The following is a 13,995-nucleotide window of genomic DNA, read 5'->3' as shown; positions in this document are numbered from 1 at the left end:
TTATTCTCCTTTGGCCTCACCGCCGGCTGCGGGGACCTTGCGGACCACGCGCTTGGCAGCGGGCTTGGCTGCGTCACCCGTGGGGGCGGCGGCAGCGGGCTGATCTGCTCCGTCACGCGGGCCACGATCGCCACCCGGGCGGCCACGGCCACCGGGAGCGCCCGGACGGGCGTTACGGCGCGGGCGACGATCGTCTTCGGCGCCTGCGGGGGTGTTGATGACCGGAGCCTCGCCATTGGCGAGACGGTCACCGCGGTAGACCCAGACCTTGACGCCGATGACGCCATAGGTGGTCTTGGCTTCGGAGAAGCCGTAGTCGATGTCGGCCTTCAGGGTGTGCAGGGGCACACGACCTTCGCGATACCACTCGGTACGAGCGATTTCGATGCCGTTCAGACGACCAGCGCTCATGATCTTGATGCCCTGGGCACCCAGACGCATGGCGTTCTGCATCGCGCGCTTCATGGCGCGGCGGAACATGATGCGCTTTTCGAGCTGCTGGGTGATCGAGTCGGCGATCAGCTGGGCATCGACTTCAGGCTTGCGCACTTCTTCGATGTTGACGGCGACGGGCACGCCCAGACGCTTGGTCAGCTCAGCCTTCAGCGCCTCGATGTCTTCGCCCTTCTTGCCGATCACGACGCCCGGACGAGCCGAGAAGATCGTGATGCGGGCGTTCTTGGCGGGACGCTCGATCAGGATGCGCGAAACAGCGGCGTTCTTGAGCTTGACCTTCAGGTAGTCACGAACTTGCAGATCTTCGGCCAGCATCGTGGCGAAGTTCTGGTTGTTCGCGTACCAGCGCGAAGCCCAGTTGCGGGTGACAGGAAGGCGGAAGCCAACCGGATGGATTTTCTGTCCCATAGTCTTCTTGCGCCTTAGTTGCCGACGGCCACGAAGATGTGGCAGGTGGGCTTGCTGATGCGGTTGCCGCGGCCCTTGGCGCGAGCCGAGAAGCGCTTCAACGTGGCACCCTGTTCGACGTAGATCGAGGTGACCTTGAGTTCATCAATGTCAGCGCCGTCGTTGTGCTCGGCGTTGGCGATGGCGCTCTCCAGCGCCTTCTTGATGATCAGGGCCGCCTTCTTCTGGGTGAATTCCAGGATGTTCAGCGCTTGGTCCACCTTCTTGCCGCGGATCAGGTCAGCCACGAGGCGACCCTTGTCACACGAGAGGCGGACGCCACGAACGATTGCTTTGGTTTCCATCGTTGACATCCTTACTTCTTCCCGGCCTTCTTGTCGGCCGGGTGGCCCTTGAAGGTGCGGGTCAGTGCGAATTCACCCAGCTTGTGGCCGACCATCTGGTCAGACACATAGACCGGCACGTGCTGCTTGCCGTTGTGCACGGCGATCGTCAGACCGATGAACTCGGGCAGGATCGTCGAGCGGCGCGACCAGGTCTTGATGGGCTTCTTGTCTTTGATGGCAACAGCCTTGTCGACCTTGGCCATCAGATGGTGGTCAACGAAGGGGCCCTTCTTCAGCGAACGAGTCATGGCCTAGCCCTTACTTCTTGCGACGCGAGACGATGAACGTCTGCGTGCGCTTGTTGTTGCGAGTGCGGTAGCCCTTCGTCAGGGTGTTCCACGGCGACACAGGGACCTGGCCCTCGCCGGTGCGGCCTTCGCCACCACCGTGCGGGTGATCCACCGGGTTCATGGCGACGCCACGAACGGTCGGGCGGACGCCCTTCCAGCGGATCGCGCCAGCCTTGCCGTATTGACGCAGGCTGTGCTCTTCGTTGCTCACTTCACCGATGGTGGCGCGGCAGTCGATGTGCACGCGGCGGACTTCGCCGGAGCGCAGACGGATCTGTGCGTAGACGCCTTCACGAGCCATCAGGACAGCGGAGGTGCCGGCCGAACGGATCATCTGGGCACCCTTGCCAGGCTGCAGCTCGATGCAATGGATGGTCGAGCCCACCGGGATGTTGCGGATCGGCAGCGTGTTGCCAGCCTTGATCGGCGCTTCCGAGCCGCTCAGGATGGTTGCGCCCACTTCCAGACCGCGCGGGGCGATCACGTAGCGGCGCTCGCCGTCGGCGTAGCACACCAGCGCAATGTGGGCGGTGCGGTTCGGGTCGTACTCGATGGTCTCGACCTTGGCCGGAATGCCGTCCTTGTTGCGCTTGAAGTCGACCACGCGGTAGTGGTGCTTGTGACCACCGCCCTTGTGGCGAATCGTGATGTGACCGTTGTTGTTACGGCCCGAATTCTGGATCTGGGGCTCGAGCAGGGCTGCATGGGGCGCGCCCTTGTGCAGGTGCTTGTGCACCACCTTGACGACGCCACGGCGGCCGGGCGAAGTCGGCTTGACTTTGACGATGGCCATTTACGCGGCCTCCCCGGAGAAATTGAGCTCTTGACCGGCCTTGAGGGCCACATAGGCCTTCTTGACGTGGTCGCGGCGGCCGGCACGGCCACCAAAGCGCTTCGTCTTGCCCTTGACCTGGACGACGTTGACCGACTCGACCTCGACCTTGAACATCAGTTCAACAGCGGCCTTGATCTCGGGCTTGGTGGCGTCGCGCAGGACCTTGAACAGGACCTGGTTGTGCTTCTCGGCAACTTGCGTGGCCTTTTCGGACACGATGGGCGCGAGCAGCACGGAGGCCAGACGGCCTTCGGAATACTTGGGGGCGCTCATGCCAGCATCTCCTTGAGTTGCTCGACCGCGGCCTTGGTCACAAGCACCTTCTTGTAGAAGACCAGTGACAGGGGATCGGCGTAGCGCGGCTCGACGACCAGCACATTGGCCAGGTTGCGCGAAGCCAGCAGCAGGTTGTCATCGACGATGTCGGAGATGACCATCACCGAGTCCAGGCCCATGGCCTTGAACTTGGCGGCCAGCAGCTTGGTCTTGGGGGCTTCGACCGAGATCGAGTCCACCACGGCCAGACGACCTTCACGGGCCAGCTGCGACAGGATCGCAGCCATGCCGGCGCGGTACATCTTCTTGTTCAGCTTGTGCGAGAAGTTCTCGTCAGGCAGGTTCGGGAAGATGCGACCGCCCCCGCGCCACAGCGGCGACGAGGTCATACCGGCGCGAGCGCGGCCGGTGCCCTTCTGGCGGAAAGGCTTCTTGGTCGAGTGATGGACCTGTTCACGGTCCTTCTGGGCGCGGGTGCCTTGACGGGCGTTGGCCTGGAAGGCCACGACCACCTGGTGCACCAGGGCTTCGTTGTAGTCGCGAGCGAAGACGGTGTCAGGCGCGTCCACCTTGCTGGTGGCCTGACCCTGCTCGTTCAGGAGCTCGAGCTGCATCAGTTGGCTCCCTTCTTGACTTTGACCTTGACGGCCGGGCGAACGACGATATGGCCGTTCTTGGAACCCGGGACCGCACCGCGGACCAGCAGCAGTTGACGAGCTTCGTCAACGCGCACGATGTCCAGGTTCTGGGTGGTGACGGTTTCGTCGCCCATGTGGCCGGTCATCTTCTTGCCCGGGAACACACGGCCCGGGTCTTGCGCCATCGAGATCGAGCCCGGCACGTTGTGCGAACGGCTGTTACCGTGCGACGCGCGCTGCGAGCTGAAGTTGTGGCGCTTGATGGTGCCTGCGAAGCCCTTGCCGATGGACGTGCCCTGCACGTCGACCAGCTGGCCGGCGGCGAACAACGTCACCGGAACGGTCGCGCCAGCCTTGTACTGGGCAGCGACGTCGGCTTCGACGCGGAATTCCTTGAGGATTTCACCGGCTTCGACACCCGCCTTGGCGAGGTGGCCGGCTTCGGGCTTGGTGACGCGCGAAGCTTTGCGCGTACCGAACGCCACTTGGATGGCGCTGTAGCCGTCGGTCTCTTGGGTCTTGACCTGGGTCACGCGGTTGTTGGACACGTCCAGCACCGTCACGGGAATGGCATCGCCATCGTCCGTGAAGATGCGCATCATGCCCACCTTGCGGCCCAGCAAACCGAGACGGTTGCTCAGACTCATGTTTTTCTCCAGCCCCCTCGGCTCGCGCCTTGGAAGCTATTGCGAACACCCGACATCGATTGGCCGGGCTGACCTTGCGACAGACCTCGAAACAAACCCGAGAACTGACGCGCGAACCCCGAGCAGGCAGGAGCCGACCCGGGAAAGCTGGCGAGTATAGCCTGCGGGATAGCCCTGATGCAAGCGTTAGGCCTCATACAGCCCAAAAGACAAGACCCCGGCCTGTCGAGACAGGGCCGGGGCCTTGGGTTCTCAAGCCCGAAGGCTCGGGATTTACTGCAGCTTGATTTCGACGTCGACGCCGGCGGGCAGGTCGAGCTTCATCAGAGCGTCGACCGTCTTGTCGGTCGGGTCGACGATGTCCATCAGGCGCTGATGGGTGCGGATCTCGAACTGGTCGCGGCTGGTCTTGTTGACGTGGGGCGAACGCAGGATGTCGAAACGCTCCATGCGCGTCGGCAGGGGCACGGGACCCTTGACGATGGCGCCGGTGCGCTTGGCGGTCTCGACGATTTCGAGAGCCGATTGGTCGATCAGCTTGTAGTCAAACGCCTTCAGGCGGATGCGGATCTTTTGCTTTTGCATGACGGTTCCTTAAAGAGCAGGTGGTGAGCGCCGAACGGAGTCCGCCCGGCGCACGTCACGCAGAAGTTAGGCCAGGATCGTGGCAACCACGCCGGAGCCGACGGTACGGCCACCTTCACGGATGGCGAAGCGCAGGCCGGTTTCCATGGCGATCGGAGCGATCAGCTTCACGGTGATGCCGACGTTGTCGCCGGGCATGACCATTTCCTTGTCCTTCGGCAGCTCCACGGCACCGGTCACGTCCGTCGTGCGGAAGTAGAACTGGGGACGGTAGTTGTTGAAGAACGGGGTGTGGCGGCCGCCCTCTTCCTTGCTCAGAACGTAGATCTCAGCGGTGAAGTGGGTGTGGGGCTTGATCGTGCCGGGCTTGGCCAGAACTTGGCCGCGCTCGACGTCTTCACGCTTGGTGCCGCGCAGCAGGATGCCGACGTTGTCGCCTGCTTGACCTTGGTCCAGCAGCTTGCGGAACATTTCGACGCCCGTGACCGTGGTCTTCTGGACTTCGCGGATGCCCACGATTTCGATTTCTTCGCCGACCTTGATGATGCCGCGCTCGACGCGACCGGTCACGACGGTGCCGCGGCCAGAGATCGAGAACACGTCTTCCACCGGCAGCAGGAAGGCGCCGTCAACGGCACGGTCCGGCTGGGGGATGTAGGTGTCCAGGGCGTCAGCCAGGCGCATGATGGCTTGCTCGCCCAGGTCGCCCGTGTCGCCTTCCAGCGCCAGCTTGGCCGAACCCTTGATGATGGGGGTGTCGTCGCCGGGGAAGTCGTACTTGGACAGGAGCTCGCGCACTTCCATTTCGACCAGCTCGAGCAGCTCGGCGTCGTCGACCATGTCGCACTTGTTCAGGAAGACGATGATGTACTTCACGCCGACCTGACGGGCCAGCAGGATGTGCTCGCGCGTCTGGGGCATCGGGCCGTCAGCGGCCGAGCACACCAGGATGGCGCCGTCCATCTGGGCGGCACCGGTGATCATGTTCTTGACGTAGTCGGCGTGGCCGGGGCAGTCAACGTGCGCGTAGTGGCGATTGGCCGTCTCGTACTCGACGTGGGCGGTGTTGATCGTGATGCCGCGGGCCTTTTCTTCGGGAGCCGCGTCGATCTGGTCGTAGGCCTTGGCCTCGCCGCCGAACTTCTTGGACAGCACGGTCGCGATCGCTGCCGTCAGCGTCGTCTTGCCGTGGTCGACGTGACCGATCGTGCCCACGTTCACGTGCGGCTTGGTCCGTTCAAACTTGCCTTTTGCCATTTCAATTCTCCAAAAAGAGCATCTCGCCAGTCTGTTGGTTTAGCGTTTCCGCAGAGCCCGTGTTTCCCGCCGACTGGCGAAGCGGGCGGGCCGCTGCGAAGACGATTCAGTTCAGGAGTCGATCAGGCCGACTTGCCGCGCGCCGTGATGATGGCGTCGGCCACGTTCTTCGGAGCTTCGCTGTAGTGCTTGAACTCCATCGTGTACGTGGCACGGCCTTGCGACATCGAGCGCAGGGTCGTGGAGTAGCCGAACATTTCCGACAGCGGAACTTCGGCCTTGATGACCTTGCCGCCACCGACCATGTCGTCCATGCCCTGCACCATGCCGCGACGGCTGGACAGGTCGCCCATCACGTTGCCGGCGTAGTCTTCAGGCGTCTCGACTTCCACGGCCATCATCGGCTCGAGGATGACGGGGCTGGCGCGGCGGCAGGCTTCCTTGAAACCCATCGAGGCGGCCATCTTGAACGCGTTTTCGTTCGAGTCCACGTCGTGGTACGAACCGAAGGTCAGCGTGGCCTTGACGTCGACGACCGGGAAGCCGGCCAGCACGCCGTTCGGCAGGCTGTCGATGATGCCCTTCTCGACCGCGGGGATGTATTCGCGAGGAACCACACCGCCCTTGATGGCGTCAACGAACTCGAAACCCTTGCCCGGCTCTTGCGGCTCCAGCGTGATCACGACGTGACCGTACTGGCCCTTACCACCCGACTGGCGAACGAACTTGCCTTCGACGTCGGTGGCGGTCTTGCGGATGGTTTCGCGGTAGGCCACTTGCGGCTTGCCGACGTTGGCTTCCACGCCGAACTCGCGCTTCATGCGGTCGACGATGATTTCCAGGTGGAGTTCGCCCATGCCGGAAATGATGGTCTGGCCCGACTCTTCATCGGTGCGCAGACGGAAGGACGGGTCTTCCTTGGCCAGACGGCCCAGAGCGATACCCATCTTTTCCTGGTCAGCCTTGGTCTTGGGCTCGACGGCCTGCGAGATCACGGGCTCGGGGAAGACCATCTTTTCCAGCGTGATGATGGCTTCGGGGTCGCACAGGGTTTCGCCCGTGGTGACGTCCTTCAGGCCCACGCAGGCGGCGATGTCGCCAGCCAGAATTTCCGAGATTTCTTCACGCTGGTTGGCGTGCATCTGCAGGATCCGGCCGATACGTTCCTTCTTGCCGCGGATCGGGTTGTAGACGCTGGCGCCCGACTGCAGAACGCCGGAATAGACGCGCACGAAGGTCAGCTGGCCAACGTAGGGGTCGGTCATCAGCTTGAAGGCCAGGGCGGCGAACTTCTCGCTGTCGTCGGCCTTGCGGACGACCGGCTGGTCGTCTTCGTCGGTGCCCGGCACCGGCGGCACGTCGATGGGCGACGGCATGAAGTCGATGACGCCGTCCAGCATGCGCTGCACGCCCTTGTTCTTGAAGGCGGTGCCGCAGAACATCGGCTGGATTTCAGCGGCGATGGTGCGCTTGCGGATGGCCGTGACGACTTCTTCTTCCGTCAGGTCACCCGACTCCAGATACTTGTTCATCAGCTCTTCGCTGGACTCAGCGGCGGCTTCGATGAGGTTTTCACGCCATTTGACAGCGTCGGCCTGCAGGTCGGCCGGGATGTCTTCGTAGCTGAACTTCATGCCTTGCGAGGCCTCGTCCCAGATGATCGCCTTCATCTTGATGAGGTCGATCACGCCGGTGAAGTTTTCTTCAGCGCCGATGGGAATGACGACGGGCACGGGGTTGGCCTTGAGGCGCAGCTTCATCTGGTCGTAGACCTTGAAGAAGTTCGCGCCGGTGCGGTCCATCTTGTTGACGAACGCGAGGCGGGGCACCTTGTACTTGTTGGCCTGACGCCAGACGGTTTCCGACTGGGGCTGCACGCCACCCACGGCGCAATAGACCATGCAGGCGCCGTCCAGGACGCGCATGGAGCGCTCGACTTCAATCGTGAAGTCGACGTGTCCGGGGGTGTCGATGATGTTGATGCGGTGCTCGGGGCGAGCCAGATCCATGCCCTTCCAGAAGCAGGTCGTGGCAGCGGACGTGATCGTGATGCCACGCTCTTGCTCTTGCTCCATCCAGTCCATCGTGGCGGCGCCATCGTGCACTTCACCGATCTTGTGGTTCACACCGGTGTAGTAAAGGATGCGCTCGGTCGTGGTGGTCTTGCCGGCATCGATGTGCGCGGAGATACCGATGTTGCGGTAGCGCTCGATGGGGGTTTTGCGGGCCATGGTTTGCTCCAGAAGGCATGAGCCGCCAGCGGGTTGGTAGAAACCCGAGGCGGCTGAAAGACAGTGAGTTTAGAAGCGGAAGTGCGAGAAAGCCTTGTTGGCTTCTGCCATGCGGTGAACTTCGTCGCGCTTCTTCATCGCGCCGCCACGGCCTTCAGCGGCCTCCAGCAGTTCATTGGCCAGGCGTTGAGCCATCGACTTCTCACCGCGCTTGCGAGCGGATTCCTTCAGCCAGCGCATGGCGAGGGCCATCCGGCGGACGGGGCGAACTTCCACGGGAACTTGGTAGTTCGCACCGCCGACACGGCGGGACTTCACTTCAACCATGGGCTTCACGTTGTTCAGGGCGACCATGAACACTTCCAGCGGATCCTTGCCGATCTTCTTTTCGACCTGGTCGAGGGCACCGTAGATGATGCGCTCAGCGACGGCCTTCTTGCCCGATTCCATGATGACGTTCATGAACTTGGACAGATCGACGGAACCGAACTTGGGGTCCGGGAGGATCTCGCGCTTGGGTACTTCGCGACGACGTGGCATGGCACTCTTCCTTTTGCTTCAGTTGGAGACGACCTTCTGGCCTGACTCCGCTGGACAACCACCGACATCTGGGGTCATCCACTTACTCGGTCACTGAGATATTTCAGTGCCGCAACAACGTTGGGTCAGCTGTATAGCTGGGCCCGAACAGACGATTTACTTCTTGGGACGCTTCGCGCCGTACTTGGAACGCGATTGCTTGCGATCCTTGACGCCCTGCAGGTCGAGGGAGCCGCGGACGATGTGGTAACGCACACCGGGCAGGTCCTTCACACGGCCGCCGCGCACGAGCACGACGCTGTGTTCTTGCAGATTGTGGCCTTCGCCGCCGATGTACGAGATGACCTCGAAACCATTGGTCAGGCGCACCTTGGCGACCTTACGCAGAGCCGAGTTCGGCTTCTTGGGCGTGGTGGTGTAGACGCGGGTGCAGACACCGCGGCGCTGCGGGCAGTTCTGCATCGCAGGCGACTTGGACTTGGTGACCTCGGCCTCTCGACCGTGGCGCACCAGTTGATTGATGGTTGGCATTACGACTTGTTCCCGTTTGAAGTCAGTGAACCCCGCAGTTTTGAGCGCGCACGGATGCAGCACCCAAAAGGCGGAGAGCCGGCGATTGTAGACCGGTGAGGAAATCGGCACAAGGGTCTGCCCGAATGCACCGGCTTGCCCGCTAAGCTGCCGGCATGGACGCCCCTGCCCTGCCCGTCGACCCACCTGCCACGCCCAGCGGCAGTGAGCCACCGGCCATCGTCATCGACACCCAGGTCGTCATGGACTGGCTGGTGTTCCGCGATGCACGCGTGCAGGCGCTGACGGCGGCCGTCACTTCGGGCGCCCTGCGCTGGCTGGTCGCCCCCTCGATGCGCGACGAGATCCGCCATGTGCTGGGCCGCGGGATCGCGGCGAGCTACGCACCTGACCTGGCTTTTATCGAGGCCCAGTTCGACGCCCATGCGCTGGCCGTGGCAGCCGCGGAACCGCAGCCGCTGGCCGGCCGCCTGGTCTGCCGCGACCCGGATGACCAGAAGTTCATCGACCTGGCGCTGGCAAGCCAGGCCCGCTGGTTGATTTCGCGCGACAAGGCCGTCCTGGCACTGGCCAAGCGAGCCAAGCTTCGCGGCCTGCTCATCCTCAAGCCCGAAGGCTGGACCCAGGAATGAAAAAGCCGCCCGCAGCCTGAACCGGGGCGGCTTCGGAGGGCAGAGCCCTCGACGGCTTATTCGGCCGAGTGGTCGCCAGCGTCGACGCCAGCCATCTGGGCGGCAGCCAGCTCTTCGGCCTCCTGCAGCGCGATGGCGCGGCGCTCGGCGTCGTCCATGGCTTCCTTGGCACGGCGTGCTTCGTGGAAGGCCATGCCGGTACCGGCGGGGATCAGGCGGCCGACGATGACGTTTTCCTTCAGGCCACGCAGCTCGTCGCGCTTGCCCATGATGGCAGCCTCGGTGAGGACGCGCGTCGTTTCCTGGAAGGAAGCGGCGGAGATGAAGGAGTCGGTCGACAGCGAGGCCTTGGTGATACCCAGCAGCACGTCGGCGTGGGTGGCCGTCGTCTTGCCTTCCTTGCGCATGCGGTCGTTGGTGTCCAGCAGCTCCGAACGTTCGACCTGCTCGTTCAGGATGTAGTGCGTATCGCCCGGGTTGGTGATGACCACGCGACGCAGCATCTGGCGAACGATCACCTCGATGTGCTTGTCGTTGATCTTCACGCCCTGGAGGCGGTACACGTCCTGGACTTCATCGACGATGTAGCGCGCCAGCTCCTCGATGCCCAGAAGGCGCAGGATGTCCTGCGGGTCTGCGGCGCCGTCGACGATCAGCTCGCCACGGTTGACCACCTGGCCTTCGTGCACCAGGATGTTCTTTTCCTTGGGCACCAGTTCCTCGTGGGCCTTGCCGTCCGGATCGGTGATCTGCAGGCGGATCTTGCCCTTGGTCTCCTTGCCGAACGACACCGTGCCGGTCTGCTCGGCCAGCACGCCGACGTCCTTGGGCGAACGGGCTTCGAAGAGCTCGGCCACACGCGGCAGACCGCCGGTAATGTCGCGGGTCTTCTGGCCTTCGACCGGGATACGGGCGAGCACTTCACCAGGCAGCAGTTCCTGGCCGTCGCGGATCTGGATCAGCGAGCCGACCTGGAAGCCGATGGCCACCGAGTGGTCGGTACCAGGGATCTTGACCTCGTGGCCGCCGGCGTCCAGCAGCTTGACCTGCGGACGGATGACCTTGGCGGCGCCGCGGCGCTTCGGGTCGATGACGACCAGGGTCGACAGACCGGTCACTTCGTCCACCTGCTTGGCGACGGTCACGCCTTCCTCGACATTCTCGAACTTCGCCTGGCCGGCGAATTCCGTGATGATCGGGCGGGTCAGCGGGTCCCAGTTGGCGAGCACCACGCCGGCCTTGATGGTCTGGCTGGGCTTGATGTTCAGGATCGCGCCGTAAGGCACCTTGTGACGCTCGCGCTCGCGGCCGTGCGGGTCGGCAATGATGATCTCGCCGGAGCGGGAAATCACGACCAGCTCGCCCTTGCCGTTGGTGACGTAGCGCATCGTGGCGTTGAAGCCGATGATGCCGTCCGACTTGGCTTCCACGCTCGAGGCGACGGCAGCGCGCGAAGCGGCACCGCCGATGTGGAAGGTACGCATCGTCAGCTGCGTGCCGGGTTCACCGATGGACTGCGCGGCAATGACGCCGACAGCTTCACCGGTGTTGACCAGGCCGCCGCGGCCAAGGTCGCGGCCGTAGCACTTGGCGCACAGGCCGAAGCGGGTGCCGCAGGTCAGCGGCGTGCGGACCTTGATCTCGTCGACGCCGGCTTGTTCCAGCACGTCGAGGGTGTCTTCGTCCAGCATCTTGCCGGCGCCGAGCAGCGAGGCTTGCGTCTCGGGGTGCACGACGTCGATGGCGGTGACGCGGCCGAGGACGCGGTCGCGCAGCGATTCGATGACTTCACCGCCTTCGACCAGGGCGCGCATCGCCATGCCGTTGTCGGTGCCGCAATCTTCTTCGATGACGACCAGATCCTGGGTCACGTCGACCAGACGACGCGTCAGGTAGCCGGAGTTCGCGGTCTTCAGCGCCGTGTCCGCCAGGCCCTTACGAGCACCGTGGGTGGAGATGAAGTACTGCAGAACGTTCAGGCCTTCACGGAAGTTCGCCGTGATGGGTGTCTCGATGATGGAGCCGTCCGGCTTGGCCATCAGGCCGCGCATGCCGGCCAGCTGGCGGATCTGGGCCGCGCTACCGCGCGCGCCCGAGTCGGCCATCATGTAGATCGAGTTGAACGACTCTTGATCGACGGTCTTGCCGTGGCGATCGGTCGTCTTCTCGACCTTCAGGTGGTCCATCATCTTCTTGCCGATTTCGTCACCGGCCTTGCCCCAGATGTCCACGACCTTGTTGTAGCGCTCGCCGGCCGTCACGAGACCCGAGACGTACTGCTGCTCGATCTCCTTGACTTCCTTCTCGGCGCGCTCGATCAGGGTGTGCTTCTGAGCGGGCACCAGCATGTCGTCGATGGCGATCGAGATGCCGGCGCGCGTGGCGAGCTTGAAGCCGCTTTGCAGCAGCTTGTCGGCCAGCACGACGGTTTCCTTCAGGCCGCACTTGCGGAAGCTCGTGTTGATGAGACGCGAGATTTCCTTCTTCTTCAGCGCCTTGTTGATGTTCGAGAACGGCAGGCCCTTGGGCAGGATCTCGGACAGCAGGGCACGGCCAACGGTGGTGTCCACGAGCTTGGTCTCGGGCACGAATTCGCCCGTTTCCTTGTCCTTGGTCCACTCGGTCAGGCGAACGCTGATCTTGGCGGTGATTTCCACGGCGCCGTTTTCCAGCGCGCGGATGATCTCGGGGATGTCCGAGAAGATCAGGCCTTCGCCCTTGCCGTTGGTGCGCTCGCGGGTGGCGTAGTACAGGCCCAGCACCACGTCTTGCGACGGGACGATGGACGGTTCGCCGGAGGCCGGGAACAGCACGTTGTTGGACGCCAGCATCAGGGTGCGGGCTTCCATCTGCGCTTCGATCGACAGCGGCACGTGGACGGCCATCTGGTCACCGTCGAAGTCGGCGTTGAAGGCCGAGCAGACGAGGGGGTGCAGCTGGATGGCCTTGCCTTCGATCAGCACGGGCTCGAAAGCCTGGATGCCGAGGCGGTGCAGCGTCGGGGCGCGGTTCAGCAGGACCGGGTGTTCCTTGATGACTTCTTCAAGGATGTCCCAGACCACCGGCGTGCCGGATTCGACTTCCTTCTTGGCAGCCTTGATCGTCGTCGCGATGCCCATGGCTTCGAGACGGCTGAAGATGAAGGGCTTGAAGAGCTCCAGGGCCATCAGCTTGGGCAGGCCGCACTGGTGCAGCTTGAGCGTCGGGCCCACCACGATGACCGAACGGCCCGAGTAGTCGACGCGCTTGCCCAGCAGGTTCTGACGGAAGCGACCGCTCTTGCCCTTGATCATGTCGGCCAGCGACTTGAGGGCACGCTTGTTCGCGCCGGTCATCGCCTTGCCGCGGCGGCCGTTGTCCAGCAGCGAGTCGACGGCTTCCTGCAGCATGCGCTTTTCGTTGCGCACGATGATTTCAGGGGCCTTCAGCTCGAGCAGACGGGCCAGGCGGTTGTTGCGGTTGATGACGCGACGGTAGAGGTCGTTCAGGTCGGAGGTCGCGAAGCGGCCGCCGTCCAGCGGCACCAGCGGACGCAGGTCCGGCGGCAGCACGGGCAGCACGTCCAGCACCATCCAGTTCGGCTTGATGCCGGACTTCTTGAAGGCCTCCATGACCTTCAAGCGCTTGGAGTTCTTCTTGACCTTGAGCTCGGAGCCGGTCATGTCGTTGCGCAGGCGATCGATCTCGATGTCGAGATCCATCTCCTCCAGCAGCTTCTTGATGCCCTCGGCGCCCATCAGCGCGATGAACTCGTCACCGTACTCGATGCGCTTGGCGTCGTAGTCGTCCTCGCTCATGATCGAGAACTTCTTCAGCGGCGTCATGCCGCTGTCGACGACCACATAGGCTTCGAAGTACAGCACGCGTTCGATGTCGCGCAGCGTCATGTCGAGCACCAGGCCCAGACGCGACGGCAGCGACTTCAGGAACCAGATGTGGGCGCAGGGCGCGGCCAGGTCGATGTGACCCATGCGCTCGCGACGCACCTTGGTCTGCGTGACTTCAACGCCGCACTTCTCGCAGATGACGCCGCGGTGCTTCAGGCGCTTGTACTTGCCGCACAGGCACTCGTAGTCCTTGATCGGGCCAAAGATCTTGGCGCAGAACAGGCCGTCGCGTTCCGGCTTGAAGGTGCGGTAGTTGATGGTCTCGGGCTTCTTCACCTCGCCGAACGACCAGCTGCGGATCTTCTCCGGGGAAGCCAGGCCGATCTTGATGGCATCGAAATGCTCATCGGGGGTGAATTGCTTGAAAAGGTCGAGTAGTCCCTTCATGCATCTGCT

At 63.3% G+C, this 13,995-nt stretch carries 14 protein-coding genes; 1 reads left to right on the top strand and 13 read right to left on the bottom strand.

Translation table 11 applies throughout. The features are described 5' to 3' along the window. From rpsC to rpsL, 12 genes are all read right to left on the bottom strand, one after another. Positions 1-864: a 30S ribosomal protein S3 gene (gene rpsC, locus AC3WOE_RS26720; RefSeq protein WP_492694883.1), complete on the bottom strand. Its 864-nt coding sequence runs from the start codon at positions 862-864 to the stop codon at positions 1-3. A 14-nt stretch (positions 865-878) separates the two neighbouring features. Further along, the gene (gene rplV / locus AC3WOE_RS26715) at positions 879-1,208 is read right to left on the bottom strand and encodes a 50S ribosomal protein L22 (RefSeq protein ID WP_057297242.1); all 330 of its coding nucleotides are present in this window, start codon (positions 1,206-1,208) and stop codon (positions 879-881) included. An 11-nt stretch (positions 1,209-1,219) separates the two neighbouring features. After that, on the bottom strand, positions 1,220-1,498 hold the full coding sequence (gene rpsS, locus AC3WOE_RS26710) for a 30S ribosomal protein S19 (protein WP_056194250.1): 279 nt from the start codon (positions 1,496-1,498) through the stop codon (positions 1,220-1,222). A 10-nt stretch (positions 1,499-1,508) separates the two neighbouring features. Further along, positions 1,509-2,333 carry a 50S ribosomal protein L2 gene (gene rplB / locus AC3WOE_RS26705; protein WP_119046636.1) on the bottom strand — a complete coding sequence of 275 codons (825 nt, stop codon included), beginning with the start codon at positions 2,331-2,333 and terminating at the stop codon, positions 1,509-1,511. Next, positions 2,334-2,648, bottom strand: a complete 315-nt coding sequence (gene rplW, locus AC3WOE_RS26700) for a 50S ribosomal protein L23 (protein WP_056194256.1) — start codon at positions 2,646-2,648, stop codon at positions 2,334-2,336. Further along, positions 2,645-3,265, bottom strand: coding sequence for a 50S ribosomal protein L4 (gene rplD, locus AC3WOE_RS26695; RefSeq protein ID WP_492694879.1), 621 nt, complete (start codon positions 3,263-3,265; stop codon positions 2,645-2,647). Before rplD ends, rplW begins: the two co-directional genes overlap by 4 nt. Beyond that, entirely contained in the window at positions 3,265-3,936 is a 672-nt protein-coding gene (gene rplC, locus AC3WOE_RS26690; RefSeq protein WP_310273060.1) for a 50S ribosomal protein L3, read from the bottom strand. Before rplC ends, rplD begins: the two co-directional genes overlap by 1 nt. A 273-nt stretch (positions 3,937-4,209) precedes the next feature. Next, entirely contained in the window at positions 4,210-4,521 is a 312-nt protein-coding gene (gene rpsJ, locus AC3WOE_RS26685; protein WP_056194266.1) for a 30S ribosomal protein S10, read from the bottom strand. Positions 4,522-4,587: 66 nt separating this feature from the next. Then, the gene (gene tuf / locus AC3WOE_RS26680) at positions 4,588-5,778 is read right to left on the bottom strand and encodes an elongation factor Tu (RefSeq protein WP_025564238.1); all 1,191 of its coding nucleotides are present in this window, start codon (positions 5,776-5,778) and stop codon (positions 4,588-4,590) included. Between the two features lie 122 nt (positions 5,779-5,900). Then, entirely contained in the window at positions 5,901-8,009 is a 2,109-nt protein-coding gene (gene fusA, locus AC3WOE_RS26675) for an elongation factor G (RefSeq protein WP_492694876.1), read from the bottom strand. 69 nt (positions 8,010-8,078) lie between these two features. Continuing rightward, positions 8,079-8,549 carry a 30S ribosomal protein S7 gene (gene rpsG, locus AC3WOE_RS26670; protein WP_119046632.1) on the bottom strand — a complete coding sequence of 157 codons (471 nt, stop codon included), beginning with the start codon at positions 8,547-8,549 and terminating at the stop codon, positions 8,079-8,081. Positions 8,550-8,705: 156 nt separating this feature from the next. Further along, on the bottom strand, positions 8,706-9,080 hold the full coding sequence (gene rpsL, locus AC3WOE_RS26665) for a 30S ribosomal protein S12 (protein ID WP_056194784.1): 375 nt from the start codon (positions 9,078-9,080) through the stop codon (positions 8,706-8,708). 155 nt (positions 9,081-9,235) lie between these two features. Here rpsL and AC3WOE_RS26660 point away from each other — a divergent pair, with 155 nt between their 5' ends. Continuing rightward, positions 9,236-9,712: a putative toxin-antitoxin system toxin component, PIN family gene (locus AC3WOE_RS26660; RefSeq protein WP_492694874.1), complete on the top strand. Its 477-nt coding sequence runs from the start codon at positions 9,236-9,238 to the stop codon at positions 9,710-9,712. A 56-nt stretch (positions 9,713-9,768) separates the two neighbouring features. On the opposite strand, the gene rpoC is transcribed toward AC3WOE_RS26660, so the two are convergent. Then, complete coding sequence (rpoC, locus tag AC3WOE_RS26655) at positions 9,769-13,986, bottom strand: DNA-directed RNA polymerase subunit beta' (protein ID WP_492694872.1); 4,218 nt, start codon at positions 13,984-13,986, stop codon at positions 9,769-9,771. Positions 13,987-13,995: the final 9 nt, after the last annotated feature.

Source organism: Roseateles sp. FW305-36 (genome assembly GCF_058787015.1).
Note: the sequence above shows the minus strand (reverse complement) of the source record. Positions and strands in the feature narration are given on the sequence as shown.

Excerpts from the sequence above, each read along its gene's own strand:
- rplV (WP_057297242.1), bottom strand. The coding sequence starts at position 1,208 with ATGGAAACCAAAGCAATCGTTCGTGGCGTCCGCCTCTCGTGTGACAAG.
- rplB (WP_119046636.1), bottom strand. The coding sequence starts at position 2,333 with ATGGCCATCGTCAAAGTCAAGCCGACTTCGCCCGGCCGCCGTGGCGTC.
- fusA (WP_492694876.1), bottom strand. The coding sequence starts at position 8,009 with ATGGCCCGCAAAACCCCCATCGAGCGCTACCGCAACATCGGTATCTCC.
- rpsJ (WP_056194266.1), bottom strand. The coding sequence starts at position 4,521 with ATGCAAAAGCAAAAGATCCGCATCCGCCTGAAGGCGTTTGACTACAAG.
- rplW (WP_056194256.1), bottom strand. The coding sequence starts at position 2,648 with ATGAGCGCCCCCAAGTATTCCGAAGGCCGTCTGGCCTCCGTGCTGCTC.
- tuf (WP_025564238.1), bottom strand. The coding sequence starts at position 5,778 with ATGGCAAAAGGCAAGTTTGAACGGACCAAGCCGCACGTGAACGTGGGC.
- rpsG (WP_119046632.1), bottom strand. The coding sequence starts at position 8,549 with ATGCCACGTCGTCGCGAAGTACCCAAGCGCGAGATCCTCCCGGACCCC.
- rplC (WP_310273060.1), bottom strand. The coding sequence starts at position 3,936 with ATGAGTCTGAGCAACCGTCTCGGTTTGCTGGGCCGCAAGGTGGGCATG.
- rplD (WP_492694879.1), bottom strand. The coding sequence starts at position 3,265 with ATGCAGCTCGAGCTCCTGAACGAGCAGGGTCAGGCCACCAGCAAGGTG.
- rpsS (WP_056194250.1), bottom strand. The coding sequence starts at position 1,498 with ATGACTCGTTCGCTGAAGAAGGGCCCCTTCGTTGACCACCATCTGATG.
- rpoC (WP_492694872.1), bottom strand. The coding sequence starts at position 13,986 with ATGAAGGGACTACTCGACCTTTTCAAGCAATTCACCCCCGATGAGCAT.
- rpsL (WP_056194784.1), bottom strand. The coding sequence starts at position 9,080 with ATGCCAACCATCAATCAACTGGTGCGCCACGGTCGAGAGGCCGAGGTC.
- rpsC (WP_492694883.1), bottom strand. The coding sequence starts at position 864 with ATGGGACAGAAAATCCATCCGGTTGGCTTCCGCCTTCCTGTCACCCGC.
- AC3WOE_RS26660 (WP_492694874.1), top strand. The coding sequence starts at position 9,236 with ATGGACGCCCCTGCCCTGCCCGTCGACCCACCTGCCACGCCCAGCGGC.